18 protein-coding genes are annotated in these 25,355 nt (G+C 64.8%); 13 read left to right on the forward strand and 5 right to left on the reverse strand.

Going from position 1 to position 25,355, the window contains the following annotated elements; genetic code table 11:
- The first annotated feature begins 175 nt into the window (after positions 1-175).
- On the forward strand, positions 176-814 hold the full coding sequence (locus tag DXT59_RS14505) for a LysE family translocator (RefSeq protein WP_116137590.1): 639 nt from the start codon (positions 176-178) through the stop codon (positions 812-814).
- A 69-nt stretch (positions 815-883) separates the two neighbouring features.
- On the opposite strand, the gene DXT59_RS14510 is transcribed toward DXT59_RS14505, so the two are convergent.
- Entirely contained in the window at positions 884-1,393 is a 510-nt protein-coding gene (locus DXT59_RS14510; protein ID WP_116137591.1) for a DUF1993 domain-containing protein, read from the reverse strand.
- Between the two features lie 381 nt (positions 1,394-1,774).
- Here DXT59_RS14510 and DXT59_RS14515 point away from each other — a divergent pair, with 381 nt between their 5' ends.
- From DXT59_RS14515 to DXT59_RS14535, 5 genes are all read left to right on the forward strand, one after another.
- Positions 1,775-3,388, forward strand: coding sequence for a S53 family peptidase (locus DXT59_RS14515; protein ID WP_116137592.1), 1,614 nt, complete (start codon positions 1,775-1,777; stop codon positions 3,386-3,388).
- Positions 3,389-3,525: 137 nt separating this feature from the next.
- Positions 3,526-5,181, forward strand: coding sequence for a S10 family peptidase (locus tag DXT59_RS14520; RefSeq protein ID WP_116137593.1), 1,656 nt, complete (start codon positions 3,526-3,528; stop codon positions 5,179-5,181).
- Between the two features lie 303 nt (positions 5,182-5,484).
- The gene (locus tag DXT59_RS14525) at positions 5,485-5,772 is read left to right on the forward strand and encodes an H-NS histone family protein (RefSeq protein ID WP_240324515.1); all 288 of its coding nucleotides are present in this window, start codon (positions 5,485-5,487) and stop codon (positions 5,770-5,772) included.
- 117 nt (positions 5,773-5,889) lie between these two features.
- Positions 5,890-6,597: a winged helix-turn-helix domain-containing protein gene (locus DXT59_RS14530; protein ID WP_116137595.1), complete on the forward strand. Its 708-nt coding sequence runs from the start codon at positions 5,890-5,892 to the stop codon at positions 6,595-6,597.
- Entirely contained in the window at positions 6,594-7,727 is a 1,134-nt protein-coding gene (locus DXT59_RS14535) for an ATP-binding protein (protein ID WP_116137596.1), read from the forward strand. The genes DXT59_RS14530 and DXT59_RS14535 overlap by 4 nt, the downstream gene beginning before the upstream one ends.
- A 10-nt stretch (positions 7,728-7,737) precedes the next feature.
- Here the strand turns inward: DXT59_RS14535 and DXT59_RS14540 are convergent, their stop codons facing one another.
- The 3 genes from DXT59_RS14540 to DXT59_RS14550 all read right to left on the reverse strand — a co-directional run bounded on the left by DXT59_RS14540 (position 7,738) and on the right by DXT59_RS14550 (position 13,185).
- Positions 7,738-9,981: an ATP-binding protein gene (locus DXT59_RS14540; RefSeq protein ID WP_162878084.1), complete on the reverse strand. Its 2,244-nt coding sequence runs from the start codon at positions 9,979-9,981 to the stop codon at positions 7,738-7,740.
- Positions 9,924-10,751: a PDC sensor domain-containing protein gene (locus DXT59_RS14545; RefSeq protein ID WP_116137598.1), complete on the reverse strand. Its 828-nt coding sequence runs from the start codon at positions 10,749-10,751 to the stop codon at positions 9,924-9,926. The genes DXT59_RS14540 and DXT59_RS14545 overlap by 58 nt, the downstream gene beginning before the upstream one ends.
- A 166-nt stretch (positions 10,752-10,917) precedes the next feature.
- On the reverse strand, positions 10,918-13,185 hold the full coding sequence (locus tag DXT59_RS14550) for a patatin-like phospholipase family protein (protein WP_240324516.1): 2,268 nt from the start codon (positions 13,183-13,185) through the stop codon (positions 10,918-10,920).
- Between the two features lie 187 nt (positions 13,186-13,372).
- On the opposite strand from DXT59_RS14550, the gene DXT59_RS14555 reads away from it, so the two are divergent.
- The gene (locus DXT59_RS14555; RefSeq protein WP_240324517.1) at positions 13,373-15,802 is read left to right on the forward strand and encodes a tetratricopeptide repeat protein; all 2,430 of its coding nucleotides are present in this window, start codon (positions 13,373-13,375) and stop codon (positions 15,800-15,802) included.
- Here the strand turns inward: DXT59_RS14555 and DXT59_RS14560 are convergent.
- Complete coding sequence (locus DXT59_RS14560) at positions 15,799-16,542, reverse strand: response regulator transcription factor (RefSeq protein ID WP_116137601.1); 744 nt, start codon at positions 16,540-16,542, stop codon at positions 15,799-15,801. The two genes, DXT59_RS14555 and DXT59_RS14560, sit on opposite strands and share 4 nt — an antisense overlap.
- A 431-nt stretch (positions 16,543-16,973) precedes the next feature.
- On the opposite strand from DXT59_RS14560, the gene DXT59_RS14565 reads away from it, so the two are divergent.
- The 6 genes from DXT59_RS14565 to DXT59_RS14590 all read left to right on the forward strand — a co-directional run bounded on the left by DXT59_RS14565 (position 16,974) and on the right by DXT59_RS14590 (position 25,288).
- A complete protein-coding gene (locus DXT59_RS14565) occupies positions 16,974-18,419 on the forward strand; it encodes a FecR domain-containing protein (RefSeq protein WP_116137602.1) in 1,446 nt (481 codons plus the stop codon).
- 9 nt (positions 18,420-18,428) lie between these two features.
- Positions 18,429-20,867 (forward strand): CHASE2 domain-containing protein, encoded by a 2,439-nt coding sequence (locus DXT59_RS14570; RefSeq protein ID WP_116137603.1) that lies wholly within the window; start codon positions 18,429-18,431, stop codon positions 20,865-20,867.
- A gap of 31 nt (positions 20,868-20,898) precedes the next feature.
- Positions 20,899-21,573 carry a DUF4136 domain-containing protein gene (locus tag DXT59_RS14575; protein ID WP_162878085.1) on the forward strand — a complete coding sequence of 225 codons (675 nt, stop codon included), beginning with the start codon at positions 20,899-20,901 and terminating at the stop codon, positions 21,571-21,573.
- A 173-nt stretch (positions 21,574-21,746) separates the two neighbouring features.
- On the forward strand, positions 21,747-23,153 hold the full coding sequence (locus DXT59_RS14580) for a GGDEF domain-containing protein (protein WP_116137605.1): 1,407 nt from the start codon (positions 21,747-21,749) through the stop codon (positions 23,151-23,153).
- A gap of 126 nt (positions 23,154-23,279) precedes the next feature.
- Positions 23,280-23,942 carry a response regulator gene (locus DXT59_RS14585; protein WP_116137606.1) on the forward strand — a complete coding sequence of 221 codons (663 nt, stop codon included), beginning with the start codon at positions 23,280-23,282 and terminating at the stop codon, positions 23,940-23,942.
- Complete coding sequence (locus DXT59_RS14590) at positions 23,939-25,288, forward strand: ATP-binding protein (RefSeq protein ID WP_116137607.1); 1,350 nt, start codon at positions 23,939-23,941, stop codon at positions 25,286-25,288. Before DXT59_RS14585 ends, DXT59_RS14590 begins: the two co-directional genes overlap by 4 nt.
- The last annotated feature ends 67 nt before the right edge of the window (positions 25,289-25,355 follow it).

The raw sequence follows: 25,355 nt of genomic DNA on the forward strand, positions 1-25,355 counted from the left end.
GAAACACTTCGGCGCCGCGCGGGACCTACGTTGAGCCAGAAAGTCGCGTGTGCCGGCTGTCGCGTAGTGGAAAGCACCATGTCTCCGCGAATTCCGCCGTCAATGCGCCGAACTTCGCTCGTACTCCAGCGGCAAAATATCACTTCCAAACAGTACGAGTGATATCGAGGTTGCCGTGGTTTCCGTGGATTTGCTGATTGCTTTCGTCGTCGCGCTTATCGTTGTCTATGCGATTCCCGGGCCCGACATGGCGCTGATCCTACAGACCAGCATTGCGCGCGGGGCGCGCCAAGGTCTGACTGCCGCCGGCGGTCTAGCCGTGTCGCGGGCGACGCATGTCACGCTCTCCGCGTGCGGTGTGGCGGCGCTGCTTAGAACCGCGCCTTGGCTGTATGAAGTCGTGCGCTACGGCGGCGCTCTTTATTTGGCCTACGTTGCCGTTCAAATCTTCCGTTCGCCGCTGTTCTCGTTGCAGCCGGCTCAAGAGCGCGCCCAGAGCGTGGGTGAGGGCGGCGCGCGCCGTCAGACCTTCATGAAGGGTCTGCTGACCAATTTGCTCAATCCGAAGGCGCTGCTGTTTTGCTCGGTGCTGCTGCCGCAGTTTATCCGCCCTGCAAACGGGCCCGTTGCCGCTCAAGTGACGGAACTCGGCCTTATCCTCGTGATCGTTGGCGCGATGTTCGACGCGATTTACGCGCTCGGCGCGGCGCGCATTTCGACGGTCCTTCGAAAGTACCCGCTGGCGCAAACGCTGCAGCGCTGGACTTTTTCCGCCGCGTTGATCGGCTTCGCGCTGCGTCTTTCCCTCGATTGATGTTTGACGGCCGGTCTGGGCGACGATGGCGCGTTTGGCCGCCATCCGCCCCCCGGCCCGTCGCTCGGATTAGGCCATACGCCCGAGGTAATCGAATTTGCCGAGTTCCACGCCGTTATGACGCAAGATCGCGTAGCTCGTGGTGAGATGGAAAAAGAAGTTCGGCAACGCGAAGTGAAGTAGATAGACCTGTCCGGCGAACTCGTGCTTACCGCTCGGTACGTTCAGCGTCACCGTGCGCGACTCGCTGCCGTCCAGCTTCGACGCATCGAAGCCCTTCAAGTACGCGATCGTCTTGTCGATCCGCTCGTACAACTCATCGAACGTTTGCTCGGAATCCTCATATTTCGGGGGCTCGACGCCAGCCAGCCGCGAGATGCAAAACTTCGCCGCGTCCGAGGCGATTTGCACCTGCCGCGTCAAGGGGTGCATATCCGGATAGAGGCGGCTCGAGAGCAGGATCGACGGCTCGAAGTGCTTCGTCAACGCATGGTCGTGTGCCTTTTGCAGCACGGCGCGCAGGTTCGTCAGCCCGCGCGTGAAAACCGGCACTGAAGCGTCGTAAATGGACAGGGACATGTCGAGTTATTCCTTCTATTGATACTGGAGCGTGTGCGAACGATCGGGTCTGAAGCCTCAGGCCCGGCAGCGCATGGACGGCACGCGGCGCCGCGCTGCGCGCGCCATGATATGCCGATGCGGCAAGCTTTGCCGAACCTTCGGCGAACGTCGCCCATCGCCGGCCGCAGCAAACGCTTGGCCGGTTGGCCAGCGTTGCAAGGAACCCTGCGCGGCGCCCCGGCGATGCACTACACTTTGTGCAGTCGTCCGACGAATGCATGGAGTCTCGCTTGCGGTGCTCGCCACGTGACGGCCGAGGCGCGCAAGGCACGAGGAACTGCGCGGCGTCAGCCGGTGTCGGAGCTTTTTCGCGTGTCCACTGCGTGAGGAGCGTCATAGATGACCAAAGCGAGACAGCAGCTCGCCGGTAGCGAGCGTGCGGCAGTTGAGGATTCGAAGTGCCTCGGGCCTATCGACCCGAAGGAGACGTTGAGCGTTGTCGTTACGCTGCGCCGGCCGGGCGGGCGCAATTTGGAAGAGTTCGCCCAGCGCGTCGCAAGCGGGCAGGAGGCACAGCCGCTTTCGCGCGAAGCCTTCGCGCAACGTTTCGCGGTCGCGCCGGAAGACCTCGCCAAGCTCGAGGCGTTCGCGCGCGAATACGGTCTCACGATCGCGCGGCAGGACCTCGCGGCCGCCAAGGTCGTGCTTTCCGGCACGGCCGAGCATTTCCAAGCGGCGTTCGGCGTCGAATTGTCCCATTACGAGCACCCGCGATTCGGCCGGTTCCGCGGTCGCACCGGCTGCATCACGATTCCGGCGGAAATCGCCGATGTCGTCACCGCCGTGCTGGGGCTCGACAATCGTCCGCAAGCCCGCCCGCATTTCCGGCTGCGCACGGAGCAGGGCCCGATCGTCGCGCGCGCCGCCGCGCAGGCGTTCACGCCGGTACAACTGGCGGCGCTCTACGATTTCCCCGACGGCGATGGAGCCGGGCAATGTATCGGCCTGATCGAGTTGGGCGGCGGCTACAGCGAGCAGGATCTGTCGGCGTACTTCAGCCGTCTCGGGGTGCCGGCGCCGCAAGTTTTATCCGTTCCCGTCGATGGGGCGCGCAATAGCCCGACAGGCGATCCGAGCGGCCCCGACGGTGAGGTGACGCTCGACGTCGAGATTGCGGGCGCGGTCGCGCCGAAAGCGAAAATCGCCGTCTACTTCGCGCCCAATAGCGACGCCGGCTTCGTCGATGCCGTTTCGCAGGCGTTGCACGATTCCGCGAACCAGCCGTCGGTGTTGTCGATCAGTTGGGGAGGTCCCGAAAGCGCGTGGACCGACCAGGCGATCGCGAGCTTCAACGACACGCTGCAATCGGCTATCGCGCTCGGCGTGACGATTTGCGCCGCCTCTGGCGATAGCGGTTCGAGCGACGGTTCGCCGGGCGGTGGGGACGACGTGGATTTCCCCGCGTCCAGCCCTTACGTGCTTGCCTGCGGGGGCACGCGCCTGAGCGCGAAACCTGGCGGCGCGGCGATCGCGAGCGAAGTCGTTTGGAACGACGGCGCGGGCGGCGGTGCAACGGGCGGCGGCATCAGCGCCCGCTTCGCGTTGCCGGCTTGGCAGCAAGGGTTGCGCGCGGTGCGTGTAGATGGCCCGCCTGTCTCGCTCGCGAACCGCGGCGTGCCCGATGTTGCCGCCGATGCCTCGCCGGCCTCGGGTTATGAGGTGTTGATCGACGGGCAGTCCATGCCGGTCGGCGGCACGAGTGCCGTCGCACCGCTGTTCGCGGCACTGGTGGCCCGCATCAACGCGATCGCCGGGAAGCCGGCGGGGTTCGTCAACCAAAAGTTCTACGGCGCCTCGAACGCATTCAACGACATCACATCCGGCAACAACGGTACCTATGCTGCCGCGACCGGATGGGATGCCTGTACGGGGCTCGGCAGTCCCAAGGGGCGTGCGCTCGCTGCCGCGCTCGGCGCGCCGCAGGGAGCGGCTTCGGGCGGCGGCGCGCAATAGCGCGGAGATGGCCCGGGGAGCGGTCACGATTATCGCCGGCGCGCTTCGGGGGGCGCAGGCATATCAGCAGCAGTTCGTCAACGCGGCCATGCGTGCGCTCGGACCGCACGCCGGCCATTACTGATGGAGCGAGTACGATGAATTCCGATACCGGCAGCCCGCAATCGTCTCACAATGCTCACGCGCCGTCGCCGGGCAGGGCCTCGATGCCGCAAGTATTCCTTCGCCAACAGGACGATCAACCGTTCCAGGACGACGTCGCTTACGGCAACGGGCCCGACGATTTCGTGACCGACACGAGCGAAGCCGCGGCCATCACGCATCACACCATCACGATCGACGGCCGAAAGATCGCGTACACGGCAACGGCGGGCCACCTCGTCACGGTCGACGAATCCAGCTCGAAGCCGAACGCGAAGATGTTCTACGTCGCATTCACCGAAGACAACCAAACGGAAGAGACGCGTCCGGTTACGTTTTTCTATAACGGCGGTCCGGGCTCGTCTTCCGTCTTCGTGCTGCTCGGCTCGTTCGCGCCGAAGCGGATCAAGACCTCGATGCCGGGCTTTACGCCGCCCGCGCCGTATTCGCTCGAGGACAATCCCGACAGCCTGCTCGATCGAAGCGATCTCGTGTTCATCAATCCGGTTGGAACCGGGTATTCCGCCGCCATTGCACCGCACAAGAACCGCGATTTTTGGGGCGTCGATCAAGACGCGCGCTCGATCAAGCAATTCATCAAGCGCTTTTTGACGAAGAACAACCGGTGGAATTCGCCCAAGTATCTGTTCGGCGAGTCTTACGGTACGGCGCGCAGTTGCGTGCTGGCCTATATGCTTCATGAAGACGGTATCGATCTGAACGGCGTGACGTTGCAGTCGTCGATCCTCGATTACACGCAGGCGGGCAATCCCGTCGGCGCATTGCCGACGGCCGCGGCCGACGCGTGGTACCACAAGCGGCTCGGCGTGGCGCCCACCCCGGCCGATCTCGGCGCGTTCGTCGAGGAGGTCGCGCAATTCGCGCGGACCGATTACATCGCCGCGTTGCGCAAGTTCCCGCAAACGGACGACGCCGTCGTCGAAAAGCTATCGCAGTACACGGGTATCGATAAAACGACATTGCTGGCATGGAGTCTCGATATCGCGGGCTACGATAGCCGCGGCAATTCATTGTTCTTGACGACGCTGCTCAAATCGAAGGGCGTTGCGCTCGGTGCTTATGACGGACGCGTCACGGCCATCGACACGGGTATCGCCGGCCAGATCGATCCGAACTCGGGCGGTAACGATCCGACGATGACGGCGGTGTCGGGCGTGTATACGACCATGTGGAACGAGTACTTGAACGAGCAATTGAAGTACACCTCGACATCCTCGTTCACCGACCTGAATGACCAGGCCTTCCAAAACTGGGACTTCGGTCACATCGATCCGACGGGGGCGCAAAAGGGCAAAGATGCCCAGGGCAACATTATTCTTTACACCGCGGGCGATCTGGCCGCCGTCATGGCGCTCAACGTCGATCTGAAAGTGTTGTCGGCCAACGGCTTTTACGACTTCGTCACGCCGTTTTATCAAACCGTACTCGACCTGCAACAGATGCCGCTCATCGAGCAAACCGTGCGGAACAACTTGTCGGCGCGCTTTTATCCGTCCGGTCACATGGTCTACCTCGACGGCGGTTCGCGTACGGCATTGAAGGCCGATCTCGCGAAGATGTACGACACGGTCGGCGCCGACGCGCCGGCGATGGCGCGCGTGCGGACGTTGCAGCAGCGGCATCGCGTCTGACGGCGCCCAGCGCATCGCGGTTTAGGGGCGGCGGCACCCGACAGGGCCCGCCGCCTTTTACTTTTTCTCCTCGAACTTGCATAGGAGGCATTACGAATCGTCATCCGAATCGCGGTTCCATCTACGGTTAAATTAAATCTAGCAAGAGCGGGCACGCCTATTGCTTATGCTGTGCCCGCTATGTCCAAGGATCATGGCAGAATTGGCGTGCAACGCGCCGTCGGCAGCACCGCGGAAACACGGTTTTCGCTCGCGGCCGAGGGGCTTGCCGCGCCCACGACAACCGTAAGGAGGATTCAGTCCGTGGCGACGTACAAGGAATTGCTAGCAAGAAAACAAGAACTCGACGCCGAGATCGAACGCGCGCGTCAGGCGGAGGCGCAAGTCGCCTTGGCGAACGTGCGCGAAACCATCGCCGCATTTGGGTTCACCGCGGACGATTTATTCGGCACGCGCCGCAAGTCGCGCGGCGCGTCGAGCGGCGCACCGCGTTTTCGTCACCCGGAAACAGGCGAAACGTGGGGTGGACGGGGCCCGCGTCCTCGTTGGCTGAAGGGCAAGGATCCGGAGCAATTCCGAATTAAAGACTAAGCAGTCCGGGGCTGACTAACCGCGCGGCCGACGGTAAAATTGCGCCTTGTTTCTCGTAAGTTTTTCCGGCCGACGTTTGGCCGTCGATAACAAGACCAGACCTCGAGCCGCGCCGTCATGTCTCATTCCATTTTGCTCGTCGAGGACGACGCTCGTCTGTCCTCGCTCGTCGCAGGATATTTACGCAAGCACGGTTATGACGTTCGCACCGTCTTGCACGGTAACGAAGCGGTGCCGGCAATCGTCGAGTACCGCCCCCATCTCGTCGTACTCGACATCAATCTGCCCGGAAAAGACGGCTTCGCGATTTTGCGCGAGGCGCGCGAGCGTTTCGACGGCGTGATCATCATGGTCACGGCGCGCGACGATCAATTCGACGAGGTGCTGGGCCTCGAGTTCGGCGCCGACGATTATGTTCACAAGCCCGTCGAACCGCGCGTGTTGCTCGCTCGCGTCAAGGCCCAGTTGCGCCGGGCGCCCGGCCGCGGCGGCGATGCCGGCGAGCAGCCGGAGTCGTACCGGTTCGGCAAGTTCGAGATCAGCCGGACCACGCGCGCGGTGGTGTTGCCCGACGGCAGCACGCCCGAGTTGACCTCGGCCGAATTCGATTTGCTGTGGGCGCTCGTGCGCAACGCGGGCGAGGTGGCGAGCCGCGACGACTTGCTGCGCGAATTGCGCGGTATCGGTTTCGACGGCTTGGACCGCACCGTGGATGGTTGTATCTCGCGGCTACGGCGCAAGCTCGGTGACGATGCCACCAATCCGCAACGGATCAAAACCGTGCGCGGCAAGGGCTATCAGTTCAGCAAGGTCGTCTGGGAATGACGGCGGCCTCCGCGCGCGTGGGCGCCTCTTTGTCGGCGTATCGATACTGCCGGTGGCGTTGGCTGCGCTTTCGCCGCGCATGGACCGATACGCGCGCCGATCGCATCCCGAACTGGTCGAAACTCTATCTGCGGGCTTATCTGCATGTGCTCGCCCTCGTGCTCGCGGTGGTCGCGGCCGTGCTCGCCATGCTGGCGTCCACGCTCGGCCTGGGCGTGCTGCGCCAGGCCGTCGCGGCGCTGCCCGGCGGGCTCTTGCCGATGGGCGGCTTTGCCTGTCTGGCGACGGCTTATGCCACGTATTGCTGGATCCGGCCGGTTTGGCTCGATCTCGTGATGGTCCGCGAACGTGCAATCGATTTCACGGGAGGCCGCTTCAATACCCGGGCGCGCGAATCGCATAGCGTCTTCATCGGACCGCTCGCGCGGACGCTGAACGCGTTGGCCGAACGCATGGAGCGGCTGATTGCCGCGCAGCGCGATCTCACCAACGGGATCTCGCACGAGTTGCGCACGCCGCTAGCGCGCACGCGCTTCGCGCTCGAGGTCTTGCGCGAGCCGGGCTCGGCGGCCGAATATGAAAGCGCCATTGCGAGCATCGAGCAAGACGTCACCGAGCTCGATGAGCTTATCGATATGAGCCTCACCTACGCGCGGCTCGAATACAGTTCGCTGCAGTCGAATCTGGAGCCCACGCCGCTTGCCGCGTGGATCGAGGCTCAGGTGCGCGATTCGGCCGTGCTCCACGCGGATAAGGCGGTGACGGTGACGATCGACTTGGATCGCCAAGTGCGCGTGGCGATGGACAAGCGCCTGATGTCGTACGCGATTCGCAACCTGCTGCGCAATGCCGGTAAGTACGCGCGCTCGACCATCGATATCCGGCTTGCGATTGCTCACGGCAACGTCTCGATCGCCGTCGAGGACGACGGTCCGGGGGTATCGGCGGCCGAGCGCGAGCGGATCTTCGACGCGTTCGTGCGGCTCGACCGTCACACGGGCGGCTACGGCCTCGGACTCGCGATCACGCGCCAAGTGCTGCATGCTCATAACGGACGCATTGCCGCCGCCGATCCTCGGGTGCTGTCCGGCGCGCGTTTCGAGTTGAGTTGGCCCGCGGGCCAAGCGTGACGCGAGCGAGTCAGTTCGGCCGTTCAACGTCCACCGCGAGCGTCATGGTTCGCACGAGGTCGATCGTACGGCGGTACGATGCGTCGAACCGTGCGGCAAGCTGCGCGAGCGTGTCGGGTTCGCTGCCCGGCCCCTGCGCTTCGATTTCGGCGCACAGGTCTCCGAGCGGCAGGGCGCCGATCGAACGCGATGACGATTTCAGCTTATGGGCGATCGCGGCCGCTTCCGATCCGCGGCCGGTGCTCAAGCGGGCACGCAATTGACCGGCGAGTTCGGATGAGCATTCGACATACTCGGCCAGCAGCGCTTGCACGGTCTCCACGTCGTCGCCGACGATTTCCTTCAATATGCCGATGTCGACGATCGACTGCTCTGCGCCCGGCTGCGCCTCGGGCGGGGCGCTGGCCGTCGTCGCCTCGATGCGCGGGGCGGCGCGCAAAGGGCTCGTCCATTGCGCCAACGCGTGGGCGAGCAGATCCAGCTTGAGCGGCTTCGTGAGGTAGTCGTCGATGCCGAGCGCCTTTGCGCGGTTCGCCTCGCCGGTGATGGCGTTGGCCGTCAATGCGACGATCGGCACGCGAGCGCGCGGATCGATCGCCTCTTCGGCGCGGATCGCTTGAGCGAGTTCGTAGCCGTCGCGCCTGGGCATATGCAAGTCGGTCAGCACCAGCGTGTACGTTTTCGCTCGCCACATATCGAGCGCCTCTTCGCCGTCCACGGCCATATCCGCGGCATAGCCGAGCAGGGACAGTTGCCGTGAAATCACGCGGCGATTGACCTCGTCGTCTTCCGCGACGAGCAGCGTGACGCCCTCGTTTGCCTGCGCAGGCGCCAGCGCGTCGTCGCCGTCTTGCGCGCGGGCGAGCGTGCCGGTATCGGCGCGGCCCGCCGCTAGAGCGACGGCGTCGATGAGCACGCGGCGCCGTAGCGCCTGCGCCCCGATCGAGACGGTATTGGCCGTGCGCGTCATCAACATGACGCCGCGCGGCGCCGCGATCAATACGTTGCCGATGAGCGCGGCGGCTTCGCGCGAAGCGCTCGGCGCGACCGCGTCGAGCGGGCAGTGCGCATCGTGCACGAGCACGCGCGGGCCTTCGGCGCGCGCCAGGGCTTGCCGCGCGTCGTACGCATCCGCCGCGATCTCCACGGTTGCGCCTGCGTGACGCAAATAATCGGCCGTGTCGTCGCAGCGCCAGTCGTGCGATGCAACGACGACGCATGCGAGTCCGGACAGATCCGCTAGCTTGCGCGCCTGCGCGTCCTCGACGCGATGCAGGGGCAGCTCGACGCTAAATACCGAGCCGCGTCCGGGTTCGCTTCTCACCGTCAATTCGCCGCCCATCAGCGACACGAGCCGCCGGCAAATCGCAAGACCGAGGCCCGTGCCGCCGAAGCGACGCGTGGTCGAGGCCTCGGCCTGGTTGAACGGCTGGAACAGCTTGGCAATCGTCTCGGCGGTCATGCCGATGCCGTTGTCGCTGATCTCGAACCGAACCGCGGGCGTATCGCCCGCGACGAGCGTCGCGCGCAGGCCGACGCTGCCTTGCACTGCGCTGCGGCCCGCCGAGAACTTGATTGCATTTCCCACGAGGTTATAGAGGATCTCGCGCAGCCGCGTGTCGTCGAACATCGCGCTGGACGGCAGGTCAGGCGACACGTAGGTGCGCAAGGCGACGCCGCGCGCATCGGCCACGGTCGCAAGCGACGACGCCATGCTGTCGACGACGTCCTCGATCGACGTGGGGACGCAATCGATCTGCAGCTTGCCGGCCTCGATTTTGGAGAAATCGAGAATGTCGTCGATGATCTTGAGCAGCGCCGACGCGCAATCGCGTATCGTGCAGACCATCTCCTTTTGATCGGCCGGCAAAGTCGAGCGCGTCAACACCTCGGCCATGCCGATCACCCCGTTCATCGGCGTGCGGATCTCATGGCTCATCGTTGCCAGGAACGCGCTTTTCGCACGCGATGCCGCTTCCGCGTCGGCACGCGCTTGTTCGAGTTGCGCTCCCTTGGCGATCTCCCGATCGTGCGCGGCGGCGACGTTCAGCAGCAGCGACTTCGTGCGCTTTTCGGTCGCGAGGATCAATACGGTCAGCAGCACCGCGGCCGCGAGCAGCAACAGGCTGCGCGTTTGCCAAGCGGCGAGATATTCGTTCGTGGAATAGCCGACGGCCACCGCGAGCGGATAATCGCTCAACGTTCGATAGCTGATGATCGAATCGCGGCTGTCGATGAACGAGCTCGTGTGCAAGTCGCCCGAACGCGAGTGCGCCAGCGCACGGCGCAGCGGATCGTTCCGCGGCAGCTCGGCGCCGACGGCCCGGTCGCGGCCCGAGCGCAGCGCGCGCAGGAGTAGTCGTTCGTGCCGACGACGGCGACCACGCCGTCTCGGCCGATCCGCAGTCCGTTATACAGCTCGGTGAAGTAGCTCGGATCCACCGACACGACGACGACGCCCAGGAAGCGTCCGTCGAGCGAACTGATCCGTTGCGAAAGCTGCAGCGATGTCTTACCGCTGATGCGGCCCACGATCGGGCGGCCGATCATGAGTGCGTTGCTCGTATCGTGCAGGTGGATGCGGAAGTGCTCGCGGTCGGACAAGTTGATCGGCGTGAAGCCGGGTACGGTCGACGCGCGCAAATAGCCTTGCGAGTCGATCACGGCGACCTGCACGAAAACGTCGAGCTTGAGCAGTCCCGAGCTGACGTAATAGGCGAGCGGGATCGAGACCCCGTCGTTTTGCACTTGCCACGATACGAGCGCGGCGACCTGTTCCGCCTCGCGTATGACGCGAACGGTATGAGCGGCCAGGGCATCGGCGAGCGCGGTCGCGCCCGCGCGGGCGCTGCGCATCTCGGCGTTCGCGTCCCACATCGTCAGTGCGCCGAGCGCCAGCCATAACGATGCGATCAGCAGCAGCGTTTGCAGCTTGACGTGAACGAATCGCTTGCGCAACGAATTCGGTGACGGATCGATGGCGGGTGTATGCGAAAGGTGGGAAGTGTCGAGCGCAGCGTCCATGTTCGACTCGAGGCGATAGTCAGCCGGAACAGGGCGTATTTCGCCCCAATGATCCGGACTACGGCGCCGTCCGGAAAAACTTCATACGGATTGTTACGGGGAGGCCGTATTCGAGATTGACGTGGATCAAAAAACGCGCGTACGCCGCGTGACCGGACTGTTTAATTCAATACGTGTGGCCGAGCTGGAAGTAAAGATTGCGGCGCCCGCCCGGGGCGAGCGCGATGCCGAAGTACAAGGGCCCGAACGAACTCGTCACGCTCGTGAAAAACGTCACGCTGCGTTTGAGCGAACTGCTGCCGAATCGGTCCCCTTGTTGCCAGACGTTGCCCGCTTCGAAGCTGATGCCGGCGTACAGCCCCTCGAGCGGGGCGGTTTGAAACTGCATCAGCTTGTTCAGATAGGTGACCTGCGCGTAAAGCATCGAGTTGCCGGAAAGCTGATCGGCCGCGTAGGCGGACAAATGCTGAAAGCCGCCGAGCGTAAAGCCGAGCGGATTCGCCGCGTTTTGGCCGCCGATATCGCCGCCTGCTTCGATGCTCGCGTTGACGCTATGCCGGCCGAAGCTGACCGCGCCGATAACCTTGCCGTAGAGCTCGGTAAACGGGTCGCTCTGACTGAAGACGGAGCGCTCCGCCCGCAACTCGGCGAAGTAGCCGGTACGCGGAAAGAGGGGATCGTCGAGTTGATCGATCACGAGCTTGGCGCGTGCGGAGATTTCCCGGCCGTAGACATCGGAGAACAGCAGCGTGCCGTCGTCGAGCGGCAAGTTGTAGACGGGCGAGCCGTAAGCGTGCGAATACGCCAGGCCGATCCGGAAATCGCCGAGGCGCGCGAGCGGCATGCCGAAGTCGATGCCGGCCCGCTCGATTTGCAGGTGATACTGCGTCATCCGTACGCCCGTACTGTCGTCGTAAATGTTCGCGAAGCGGCGCTGAAATTCGACGTAGGGCGCGACGTAGTAGCCGAGTGCCGTGGATAGCGGCTGGCGCAACTCGGTCTTGAAATGCAATAGATCGCTGCCGAGTGTCGCATCGGCCCGGAATTCGAGACCCGATTGCGTGAGCCAGGGGCGCCGGTAGCCGAGATTCAATCGGAAACCGCCTTCGTCTTCCGAACTGCTGGATAGGCCCAGGCCGAACAGCACGAAGTTCGGCCCCCAGGATTTTTCCCTTGCATCGATCACGAGACGCGGGCCGTCCTCGTCCTCGATCAATTGCTGCGTGGCGGTCTCGAAGTCACCCGAGGTGACGAGCGCCTGCAAATCGCGCGTCACCGCAAGGGAATCGTACGTGTCGCCCGGCTGCAAGTTAAGGAGCTTGCGCACGCGCGCGGCCGGTACGTCGCCGCGCGTACGGACCTCGATATGCGCGAGTTTGACCGGTCTCGGTTCCTCGGCCACATGGGCGGCGCGATAAGCCGCATATTGCTCCGGCGAAAGCTGGAACTGGCGCAACCGCGGCAACGCGGCGCGCGCCGCGGCCGCCCCGGCGTCGATCGCTTCGTTCGCATGCGCGAAATCGGAAAAGCCCAGGTTGCCGAGCGTCGGTTTGATCAGTACGTCGTTCGGCGCCAACTGCGCATGGTGCCGGCCCACGTTCTGGTGGATCAGGATGCCGAGCATCTGTTGCATGACGTCGGTCGGAGAGGACAATGCATCGAGCGGGCGCAAGGGCGAGCTGATATCGACGGCGATCAGGACGTCGGCGCCCATCGCGCGGGCGACGTCGGTCGGCAGATTATTGACGAGGCCGCCGTCGACGAGCGCCGTGCCGTCGAATTCGGCCGGCGCGAAGAGCCCCGGCATCGCCATGCTCGCTCTGATCGCCAAAGGCAGCGAGCCATGATCGAGGACGACTTCGTCGCCCGTCGTCAGATTGGTCGCCACGGCGCGATACGGGATCGGCAGGCTATCGAAAGGGGCGTTGGCGGGAAGCTTCGAGGTCCATTCCTGCAGCAGCGCTTGCAGCCGGTTGCCTTGCACGAGCCCGGCGGGCAGCTTCGCGCCTTCGGCGCTGAAGCCGATGCTGCCCACGTAAAGCCGCGAGTCTTCGCGTTGCGATTGAGGCAGGTCGGAGCGCTTTTCAACGTCGAACGCGACATCCGCGAGATTGACGTTCGCGAGCCGCGCTTGCATCGCGCCGGCGCCCATCCCGCTTGCATAGAGGCCGCCGACGACGGCACCCATGCTCGTCCCGGCGATGCAATCGACGGGAATGCGGTTTTCCTCCAGCACCCGCAGCACGCCCAAATGCGCGTAGCCGCGCGCCCCGCCGCCCGATAGCACGAGACCGATGGACGGCCGCGCATCGGTGCCGCCTTTGGCGTGGCATACGGGGTCTTGCGCATGCGCGCCTGGAGAGCCGATCAGCGTGGCGGCGAAGGCCAGCATGACGGCGCGGCCCGCGCCCATCGCCCTGCGATTCGACTCCATGCGTCCCATGCGGCCCCGAAAAAATACGAAATATTACACAGGTTGGCGTATTTTTCGGACGGATAGGGGCGTTTTATTACTGCATCGCCGGAAACCGTTCGCGCGAGGGGGTTGCGCAACGGGCTCGACTCACTACAATCGCCGAATTAGGTTGCGGCCCCGCTAGCGAAGCCGATGGATGACAATAATGAACGAAATCCGCCATGCTCAAGCCAAGGCCCACCATCTAGCCGGCGAATTCGATGCCGCGCGGCGCTTATACGACGAGATCCTCGCCGACGATCCGGCCGACCATGACGCATCGTTTCGGCTTGGTATTCTCGAATGGCAGATGGGCAACGGGGAGTCCGCGCTCGTGCGGCTGCGCACCGCGCTGGCCCGCCAGCCATCGCAGCCGCGGTATCGCTTGGGCGAAGCGCAAGTGCTGGCGTCGTTGGGCCGGCTCGATGCCGCCGAGCAGGCATGCCGGCGCCTGCTCGCCGACGCGCCCGATACGATCGACGCGTGGTTGACGCTCGCCGCGGCGCTCGAGACGGCGGGCCGGTGGAACGAAGCCGCGCACGCTTACGAGTCGCTGCTTCGACACGAACCGGCGCACGCCGACGCCCTGAACAACCTCGGCAATTGCAGACGGCAGCTTGGTCACTGGGATGCGGCTCGGGCGGCTTATCGCTCGGCGCTCGCCGCGCGGCCGGGTTTTGCGAGCGCGCTGACGAACCTCGGCGCGCTGTTGCAGACTCGCGGTCTGCTCGACGACGCGATCGGGCTTTTGCGCGAAGCCGTGGCCGCCGAGCCTGCCGCGGCGGCGCATCAGGCGAATCTCGGCGTCGCGCTGGCTGCGGCTTCGCGCTTCGAAGAGGCGGCCGACGTCTTGGCGCACGCGCGGCGACTCGATGGCGCGAGCGCCGATATCGCCTACAACTTCGGGATCGCGCTGCATGCGCTCGGCCGGCCCCGCGAAGCGCTCGCGCAATATCGGGCCGCCGTCGCGTTAGCGCCCGCGCACGCGGATGCGTTCAATAATCTCGGCATCGTCCTCAAGGAGTTGGGCGAGTTTTCGGACGCGGCGGCGGCGTTCGAGGCAGCGTTGCGCAGCCGGCCGGATTTCGTCGCCGCGCGCAACAACGCGGGCAGCCTTGCCCGTACGCTAGGGCGCATGGACGACGCCGAAGCGCATTATCGCGCCGCGCTTGCTTTGCAGACGACCGAGGCGGGTACCGCCGCGGGCGTGTCCGCGGAACGCTCGGCAACTTACAACAACCTGGGGAACGTCCTCAAGGACACGGGCGCGCTGGACGAGGCCGTCGATTGCTATCGGCTCGCCGTCGAGTGCGATCCGGACAACCTCGTCGCGCATAGCAATCTCGCGTACGCCCTCATGTTCCAACTCGATGATGGTCACGCGATTTTGGCCGAATGCCGTCGCCTGGCGCAGCGCCACGAAGCGCCGTTTCTGGCCGTTGCGCCCGAGCACCGCAACGCCCGTCAACCGGGCAAACGGCTACGGATCGGCTATGTATCGGCCGATTTCCGCGACCATTGCCAATCGCTCTTTACCGTGCCGCTGTTCGAGCATCACGATCACGATGCGTTCGAGATCGTCTGCTATTCGAGCGTCGAGCGTGCCGATGCCGTGACGAACCGATTGTCGTCCCACGCGGATCGATGGCGCGAGGTGCGCGAGTTCAGCGACGAGCGGCTGGCCGAGTTGATCCGCGAGGACGAGATCGATGTCCTCGTCGATCTGACGATGCATATGGCCGATGGCCGTCCGCTGCTGTTCGCGCGCCGGCCCGCGCCGGTACAGGTCGCCTGGCTTGCTTATCCGGGGACGACGGGAAGCCGCGCGATCGGCTACCGGTTGACCGATCCGTGGCTCGATCCCGTGGACGGAATGCAAGGCGACGACCGCTACAGCGAGTGCTCGATTCGGCTGCCCGAGACGTTCTGGTGTTATCACCCGCTCAGCGACGAGCCGCTCGCGCCGACACCCCCGGCGGCCCGCACGGGCGGCGTCACGTTCGGGTGTTTGAACAATCCGTGCAAGCTTACCGACCGCACGATCGGCCTATGGGCGCGCGTGTTGCAAGCCGTACCCGGCAGCCGGCTCGTGGTGATGGCGCCGCCGGGGCAGGCACGCGCCAGATTGCTGGGCCGCCTGGCGATCCAGGGTATCGATACCGCACGGGTGCGATGCGTGCCGTTCCGCCCGCGCGCCGACTATCTGCGGACCTATCATGAGATCGACCTAGCGCTCGATACCTTCCCTTACAACGGCCATACGACGAGCCTCGACGCGCTTTGGATGGGCGTGCCCGTCGTCACGCGCGTCGGGACCACACCGGCTGGCCGGGCCGGGCTGAGTCAGTTATCGAACTTGGGTTTGGAGATATTGGCGACCCATACCGACGATGATTACGTGCGGATGGCGTCGGCGCTCGCGGCCGATGTGGAGGCGTTGACCGCGCTGCGGGCCGAGCTTCGCCCGCGCATGCAACGTTCGCCGTTGATGGATGGCGCGCGCTTCGCGCGCCATCTCGAGAACGCGTACCGGGCGATGTGGGAGCGATGGTGCGGGCACGAGGCGCTCGGCCCGGCGCCGGCGCTACACGCTTAGCCGAGCCCCGCGTGGAGTTCGGACGGCTCCGAGCGCTCGCGCGCCGGGTCGGTGACGAGTTCGAGCCGGTAGCCGTGCCCGTAGACGGGGGCGAGCCGCACGCCGTTGTCGGGCCTCAATTGGAGCTTGGTCCGAACGCGCGACATATGCGTATCGAGCGTTCGCGAGATCGCGCTCTGCGGCTGCCCCCACAGCGTGCCGCCGATGTGCTCCCGGGAGAGCACGCGCCCCGCATGTTGGAACAACAGCAAAACGAGGTCGAATTCGCGCCCCGTCAACTCGATCGGCGTGTCGTGCAAAAAGCAAGTGCGGCTCACGGGGTCGATACGATAACAGCCCAGTTCGATCGTGGTTTGCGCGCCGGCCCCTGAATCGGGATAAGCACGACGGCTCAGTGCGTCGATCCGCGCGAGCAGCTCGCTCGTGCGGATCGGTTTGATCATGTAATCGTCGGCGCCGGCCGACAGGGCCGTCACGACGTCGGCTTCGAGCGAGCGGCTCGTCATGAATAGGATCGGCACGCGCTCGCTGAGATTGGCTCGAGCCCATATCGTGACTTGATGACCGGTCACGCCCGGCACGGACCAATCGAGCAGAACCAAGTCGAACCGGTCGCGTTTCAAGCGCCGAATCAACTGGCTGCCGTCGCGAAACAGTTCGCATTCATGTCCGGCCGAACGCAATACTTCGCCGATATGATCGGCGAGAACGTCATCGTCTTCCAGATAGGCGATCTTCATTTGTTTCGGGTCTCGCTCGCATGCATCGGATACGAATCGGATAGGCTTGCGCATTTCCCCGCGCAAACATCCGACGTAAATATGTCGGCGTGCAATTGTACCGCCGCAGCTCATCGAATGGATTGACGCAACTGTGGCAAAAAGTGAGAGATTGACATTTGTTTGCAATGTGGTTGCGCACTCTCGGCTCCAGCCCGGAGACGAGGGCGGATAGCGGAAAGCGCGGACGCACGGATTAAATGGGGCCGCTCTTTGGGCGGTGCAAGATCGCGGGAAATTCGTTAAGCTCCGGGCTTCGGTAGCACATACCGAATCATGTATACAAAAATTGGCGGGAGGCGCGGGCTCGATGCCAGCGTGCCGCGCGGCTCATGTTTGCATCGGCATGCACGCGGAGCTAGATAACTACTGTGCATTCATAGATCACGACAATGCGTAACCCAAATGCCGTCAACACGGTTTCGCGCGAGGGGGCGCCCGATTTTTTCGAAGCCGGGTACCGCAACGTGGGACGCGGCTTAGCGGTCTTCGCGGCCGCGATTTTGCTCGGCGCTTCGTCCGCGCACGCGCAAACGAAGATCGATGCGCGCGCAACCGCCCCATACATCACGGCAGCCGGCGATACGCTGTTCGAGGTAGCGCAGCGCTACTTGACCGATGCGGGAGGGTGGCGCGTATTGGCGCGCCTGAACCACGTCAGTGCGCCGAAACGCTTGCCGGCGGGTATGACGCTGCGGTTGCCGCTCGCGTTGCTGCGCCGCGACGCGATGCCCGCCAGCATCGTCGCGCTGAGCGGCCTCGTGACCGCGCGCGCCTCCGGCGCCGCGGCCGGTGAACGCCCGGCGCCCGACGTACCGCTGCTGCCCGGCCGTATTCTCGGCGAAAACGATTCGATCCGTACCGGCGAGGACGGCTTCGCGACGCTCGAACTCGACGACGGCTCGTTTGTCAGCATCGCGCCGAACAGTCATATCGTGCTCTCGATTTTGCGCAAGATGGCGCTCACGGGAATCGAAGATCACGTGATCGACTTGCAACGGGGCGAGGTCGCCAACGAAGTCACGCATGCGAAGCAAAGCGGCGATCGTTTCGAGGTTCGCACGCCGTCGATCGTCGCAGGCGTGCGCGGTACGCGCTTTCGCGTGAATCAGCTATCGTCGATGACCGCGGTGGAAGTCCTCGACGGAACGGTTGCCGTGGGAACGTCGGCGAGCGCGACGCAGGGCGCGCCGGCGGGCGAGCGCGCACCCTCGCAATTCGTCGGCGCGGGCCAAGGCAGCGCGACGCCGAACGGCGGTGCCGTGGGCGCACCGCAACCGCTCTTGCCCGCCCCGGTACTTGTGAACCCCGGCAAGGTGCAAGACGGCAAGCTCGTCCGGTTCGACGTCGCGCCGGCAGTCGATGCTCAAGGCTATCGGATCCAGATCGCGCGCGATGCCGATCTACTCGATTTGATCCGCGATGCACGCGTGCTCGCGCCTTTCGCGACTTTTTCCGACGTGCCCGACGGCACTTATTTCGTCCGCATATCGTCGATCGACAAGAGCGGCCTGGAAGGTCTGCCGCGCGTGTACGCGTTCGAGCGCCGCGCGAACGAATTGAGTGCGACGGCCGGTGCGCAGGCGGGTTCGCATGCGTACCGCTTCACGTGGCGAGCGTCGCGCACCGGGGTGGACACGCGGTTCCGCCTCGTGCTCTCGCGGTATCCGGATCTGCGCGATCCCCTGGTGGATGCCGTGGATCTGACCGGCACTTCGCTTGTCGTTTCGGACTTGCCGGCCGGCGATTACTACTGGCGCATCGTCTCCGAACAATACGAGCAAGCGCGTTTTTACGAAACGGCAGGGCCGGTGCGCATGTTCACGCTGGCGAAGTGAGGGGCGTGCATGACCCCTAACGAATCGCTCGTCTCGGCTAGTCCGGTACGTTGGAGCTGGCGCCCGGCGCTGAGCGTGTGGCACCGTTTCATGCGCGAGTGGCTGGCGATCGGCTGCTTCGGCATCGCGGCGATTCTCGCTTGTGCCGTCGGCGGCATTGCCAAGAATTTCGATCGCCTCGTCTATGACCGCATGCTGACGTTGCGTTCGGAACCGCTCGCGCCGGAGATCGCCGTCGTGCGCATCGACGACGACAGCGTGTCCGCACTGGGCCGTTGGCCTTGGCCGCGTACGCTGCAAGCGCGTCTGATCGACGCGGTCGCCAAGGACGGCGCGGCCGCGATCGTCTACAACGTTCTGCTCACCGAGCCGACGAAAGACGACGACGAGCTCGCACGCGCGCTTCGCTCGGCGCCCAGCTATCTGCCGCTATTCGTCGATGCGCGCGCGCGGGGCGAAGCGGTGGGGCCGGTGCCGGAATTGGCGGCGGCTGCCGCCGGAATCGGGCATATCGACGTGGAACCCGACTCGGACGGCATCGTGCGCGGCGTGGCGCTGCGCGAGCATGCGGCCGGGGTCAGTTGGCCATACCTCGTCATGCCGTTGCTGAACGACATCCGCAGCGGAAAGATCGCTCTGGCGGCCGGGCGCTATCGCACGGCGCACGCGGGCCCGATTCCGACCTCGAGTACGTTCGCCGACGCGGCGAGCGGCGATGCGCTATCGCGCGTGCTGATCCCGTTTTCAGGCAGCGTTCCGGACGAAGCCCAAGTTTCGGCGCACGATTTGCTCGACGGCAACGTGCCGGCCGGGGCGTTGCGTGGAAAGGTCGTGTTTATCGGTTTGACCGCATCCGGGCTGTTGACGCATTTGGCCACGCCGATCACGGGCACGTGGGGCCCGACGTCCGATACGCTATTGCACGCGAATGCCCTGAGCTCGCTGCTGACCGAAAGCGAGATTCGCCCCGTGACCACGCGCTGGCTCGTTGCGGCTTCGCTGGTCCCCCTGGCCGCTTTGCTCGCGGGCTTGCTGTTTCTCTCGCCATGGCGCACGTTGCTGCTGACGCTCGGCCTTGGGATCGTTTGCCTAGTCGTCAGCGCGGTGCTGCTCGAGCACGCTTGCATTTGGCTTTCGCCGGTCCCCGCATTGATCACCTTGCTGGCGGTGTACCCGCTTTGGAGTTGGCGCCGGCTCGAGATGACCATGTGGCGCCTGCAACGCGAACTGCAGCGGCTGGCGGATGATGCCGATACGATGACGATCATCCCCGCGCGCCCGCGGCAGGTCCGCGGCGATGCGCTCGAGAGGCATATCGCGCTCGTCGAGCAGGCCGCCGACCGCATGCAGGACATGAAGCGCTTCGTCTGGGATTGCCTCAATAGCTTGCCTGAGCCGATCCTGGTCGCCGATCAGCACGGTTTGATCTGCGTCGCCAACAAGGCGGCGCGCGAGTGCTTCGACCGTATCGGCGTGTCGGTGCTCGAAGGCCGGCGCCTCACCGATGCGCTCGGCGAGATGAGATTCATCAAGACGATCGGGGCCGAGACGGTGTCGGACGCCGAATTGATCGCGCGTTGGCCCGAGGTGCTCGATCCGACCGACCTCGAACGCGTGTGGATCGTCAAGCGCGGCATCGAAGTGCGCGATCGCGCCGAGCGCGATTTCCTGCTGCGCTACGCGCGTTGCCGCAACGCGCGGGGCGAGGCGTCGGGCTATTGGGTCGTGGGCCTGGCCGAAGTCACGGCGCTGCATACGGCCGAGCAAGCCCGGGAAGATGCGCTGCGGCTGCTGTCTCACGATATGCGTTCGCCCCATGCATCGGTGCTGGCGTTGATCGAAGAGGAAATGGCGGTCACGCGTTCGGAGCGCGTGCGCACGTTGCTCGAACATATCGAACGCTACACGCGCCGGGCGCTGACGCTGGCGGACGACTTCGTGCAGTTGACGCGCGCCGAGTCGCAGGCTTACGTGTTCGAGCCCGTCAATCTCGCCGACGTGGTGCTCGACGCGAGCGACGAAATCTGGCCGCAGGCCCGTGCGAAAGGCATCTTCGTCGAGACGCATTTCGAAGGCGACGCGCACTGGATTCATGCCGATCGCTCCTTGATGACGCGTGCGGTAACGAACTTGCTGAACAACGCGGTCAAGTACAGTCCGACCGAGACAGTCGTGCTCGTCTCGGTGACGAACGGTGCGAACGACCACGTGCATTGCCGGATCGCCGACCAGGGGTATGGCATGACCGAAGACGCCAGGGCGCACTTGTTCGAGCGTTTCCGCCGCTTCCGGGCACCGGGGCAGCCGCATTCGCAGGGGGCGGGACTGGGCATGGCGCTCGTGAAAACCGTCGTCACGCGGCACGAGGGCGAGGTGGCGGTGGACAGCGAGCCGGGACGCGGGACCACGGTGACCGTATCGCTACCCAGATGGAACGGCGATGACTAGGCGAGCAATGACGACGCGACGAACACATCAGATGAAGACGATATTGCTGCTTGCGGCTTGTATAGCTGCGCTCTCCGGGTGCGCCGCAACCGAAACCGCTATCCGGGCGAAAGCCGTTCCGGGGTTCGGCGCGGGCGTTCGCACCTACGCGCTTGCGAACGCTTCGGGGCCGGCGTCGAACGATGCGGCCGATGCGGCAGGGCACGAGGATGGTTTCGCGCGGGCGGTCGCGCGCCGGCTGGCCGAGCTGGGTTTTAGCGCGGCGCCGGAATCCGGCGCGCGTTATCGGGTCGCGCTGTCATACGAGACGCGTCCGGCCGGGGTCGGCGTCGTTTATGCCGATTGCGCCGACGGCGCGCCGTGCGGCGTGGCGAACCCCGCGCCCGGCTTCGAATGGCCCGGTGCGAAAGCGTTCGTCCATTCGCTGACCCTGCGGTTCTTCGATCGAGCGGACGGCCGCGAGGTCTATAAAGTGAGCGCCGCCAAACGCGATCGAGACCCGCTGGGCACCGGCGATATCGATGATTTGGTCGCCGGCGCGCTCGCGCGCCTACCGTTCGCCGAACCCTTAACCGAACCGTTAGCCGCGGGGGGCTCCGGCGCCAGCCTAGGCAAGTCGGGCATGACCGATTGGAAGGTGACGCTGAGCAAGGCGGCCACCGATGCAGCGCCGCGTGTCACCCGCATTGCGCCGCTCCCGCGCTGACGATATCAGGCTGACTTCGGAGCCGAACGTCCGAGCCGGACGCCGGCGCGACGTTGCTTCGGCGCGACTCGTGCTTGTTGTCATTCTTCCGTAGAATGTGCCATGCGAAGCGTCGGCACGGCCGCGTTTGATGCGCGGCCGACGGCACAGCATGGGACCGAAGGAGACGAACCATGAATACGATAACAACCGCGCCGGCCGGCGATCCTCCCCAAGCCGTGCGCCGCATCACGCGCTGGTACGCGAGCTTCCTGCGAGTAGCGTTCGCGCTGCTGCCGGCTTACCTCATCGCGTATTTGTACTACTTTCAAAACCCCCGCCTGACATTCGAGGACCACTTATTCCACGAGGTGGCGATCGCGGCCGCGACGCTCGAGGGGCTCTTCGTCAGCTACGTGACCTGGCAGTGCTATCGGCTGTCGGGCGAGCCGATCTTGCGCTGGCTCACGCTGGGCTTCACGGGATTCGTCGTCGTCTACGCCTTGCACGGCGCGTTCACGCCGCTCGCGCACCACAATATGTGGCTGTTTTTGCTGTACGGCCCCGCATCTCGCCTCGTCATGGCGATTCTGCTTTTCGTGGGCCTGCTTTCTTACGCTTCGAAAGCCGACGCCGTCGAACGCCGTAGCGACCGCTTGATGTGGGGCACATGGTTCGGCATCTTCGTCGTGATCGATTTGCTCGTCGCCGTGCTCGCCAACTCGCCGGTCGCGGGCGCATTGGGCGTGCGGCTATCGCTCGAAGGCGGGGCCATGCTGATCTCGGCGCTGAACGTCGTTTGCCTCATCGTTCGGCGGATCCGCTCCCCGCTCATGCAAATCTTCGGCATATCGGTGACCGCGTTCGCCCTGTCCTCGCTGGCCTTCATTCTCGGCAAACCGTGGAATCATATGTGGTGGCTTGCGCATGCGATCTTCGCGGGCGGGTTCTTTCTGCTCAGCTACGGTATCGTCCAGGCGTTCCACACGACGCGCTCGTTCTCGACGATCTATAGCCAGGAAGAGTTGCTCGCTCGTTTGCGCGGGGAAATGGCCCGCACGAGCAGCGCGCTGCAAGAGTTGCAGCGCAGCAATCAGAAGCTCGAATCGCTGGCGGCCGTCGATTCGTTGACGGGGATCGCCAATCGGCGCACCTTCGTGCAACGGCTCGAGACAGAGGTCGGATTGGCCAACCGCGGCGGCGCGCCGTTTGCGTTGCTGGCCGTCGATGTCGACAATCTGCAGCGCATCAACGAGCGGTTCGGCGAGCAGGTGGGCGACGCGATTTTGCGTGCAGTCGCGACGGCTTGCGTCGATGCCATGCGTCCGCATCAAGGGATTGCGCGCGTGGGCGGCGGTGAATTCATGGGCGTGGTGCCCGGCGCCGCGCTCGATGCCGCGCTGATGATCGGCGAGCGTATCCGGACGGCGATCCAGTCGCTGCAATTCGACGGCGGCCAAGAGCGTTTCTCCGTGACGGCCAGTGTCGGCATCGCGCAATTCGGACCGGACGGGACGACAGTCGATGCGGTCATGCGGGCGGCGGGCGAGCGCTTGAAGCGCGCGAAGACGCACGGACGCAATTGCGTGATCGCTGTTTGATGATGGATGGCGTTTGCCCCGCCCGCACTCGCCGCGCCCGAGGGGCTCGTTAGCGCCGGCTTAAGGCTTCGTTAAGCCGGTCCGTGCGATGCTCGCTACGCATCCCTACCTCGGAACCGACGAACCATGCGCCTGCTGCTGATCGAAGACGATCGAATGATCGCGGAGCCCGTGCTCGACACGATGCGCCGGGACGGCTACGCGATCGATTGGGCCGAGGACGGCCGCGCAGCGGAGCTTTCGCTCGGCAACGGCGTATACGACTTGGTCTTGCTCGATCTCGGCTTGCCGAAGAAGGACGGCATAGCCGTGCTGCGCGCCTATCGCGACGCGGGCGGCGCGGCGCCGGTCATCATTCTGACGGCGCGCGACGCCGTGGACGAACGTGTGCGCGGCCTCGACACCGGCGCCGACGACTACCTCGTCAAGCCGTTCGACTTGAACGAGTTGGCCGCCCGCGTGCGGGCGCTCTTGCGCCGGCGCACGGGACAAAAACAGCCGGTCTACACGCATGGCGAATTGGCTCTCGATCCCGCCGCTCACGAAGTCACGAAGCACGGCGCGCCCGTCGCGCTCGTACCGCGCGAGTTCGCGCTTCTGCGGGCGCTGATCGAGGCGCCCGCCCGAGTGCATACGAAGGCGGAACTCGAAGAGAAGCTCTACGGCTGGGGCGAGGAGGTCGGCAGCAACACGGTGGAAGTGCACGTGCATAGCCTGCGGCGCAAGCTCGGCCCCGAGCAGATCGTGACCGTGCGCGGCGTCGGATATCGGTTGAGGCGCATCGAATGACGTCGATTCGGCGTTGGTTGCTCGGTTGGCTCATCTTCGGTTTCGCGGCGGCCTCCTTCGGGGCGGGCTACGCCATCTTCCGGACGGCGCACGAGGAGGCGAGCGAGTTGTTCGACTACGAACTGCACGCGGTGGCGGATTCGTTGCCGCCGAGCATGGCGGCGACCGCCCGGCCGCCCATGCATGACCTTTCGGACGACCGGATTGCCATTGCCGTCTGGAATGCGCAGGGCCAGCTCGTCTACCGCTCGGCGGGCGCGCCGGACATCGCATGGCTAGCCGAGGGGTTTCGTACGATCGAGCGGCACGATAAACATTGGCGCGTCTTCGGGCTGCGGCAGCCCGAGCGCTTTATCCAAGTCGCGCAGCCCGTCTCGGTGCGGGAAGCGCTCGCGCTGCGCCTCGCATTGCGGACGTTGTGGCCGCTCGGCTTGCTCTTGCCGTTGACGATTGCGCTCGTGCTATTCGTCGTGAGACGGGGGCTTGCGCCGATTCGGGCGTTGTCGGCGATGTTGTCGACGCGCTCGCTCGATGCGTTGGAGCCGGTCCGGCTCGCGGGCTCGGTGCCCGTGGAGATTCTCCCGCTCGTCGATGCATTGAACGACTTGCTGTCCCGGCTCAATGCGGCATCGAGCGCGCAGCGGACCTTCGTCGCCGATGCGGCGCACGAGTTACGTTCGCCGCTGACGGCCTTGAAGCTGCAATTGCAAGCCGCGCAGCGCAGCGGTTCGATCAAAGGCGAAGGCGATACGGTGCAAAGTATCGAGGCGCGGCTCAATCGCATCATCCGGCTCGTGCAGCAGTTGCTGACCCTCGCGCGCCAAGATGCCGAGTCGTCCGGCACGGCGTTGACCCCGGTTGCGTTGCGCCGCGTTGCCGAGCAGGCCGTCAGCGATTTTTCGCTGCTGGCGGAAGCGAAGTCGATCGACCTCGGATTGGAGGTCCTAGCGCCCGCAAGCGGGGACGACGCCTTCGAAGTTTATGGCGAACCCAATGCGTTGTCGGTACTGCTGAACAATCTGCTCGACAATGCGATCAAGCATACGCCCGAAGCCGGGCGTGTCGATGTCGTGCTGTCCCGCGATCGGGCGGGTATTTCGTTCGAAGTGAGGGATACGGGACCCGGCATTGCCGAAGACGAGCTTGCGCGCGTGTGCGATCGTTTTTATCGCGGCGCGGATACGCAAGGCGAGGGTAGCGGCCTCGGACTGGCCATTGCGCAGCGGGTGGCCGATCGGCACCACGCGCGCATTACATTACACAATCGCGCCGAAGGGCGGGGGTTGGCGGTGACGGTGTCGCCGCTCACCCCGGTGAACCCCGGCGCGCGACGCGATGGCACCTAAGCAATCGCTTGTAGTATGTTGCCGATACAGGGCATCGCTTCGCTCCGGCCCAACACTGCGCACCGCG

Origin of the sequence: Trinickia diaoshuihuensis (assembly GCF_003390925.1) — a bacterium.
Taxonomy (GTDB): domain Bacteria; phylum Pseudomonadota; class Gammaproteobacteria; order Burkholderiales; family Burkholderiaceae; genus Trinickia; species Trinickia diaoshuihuensis.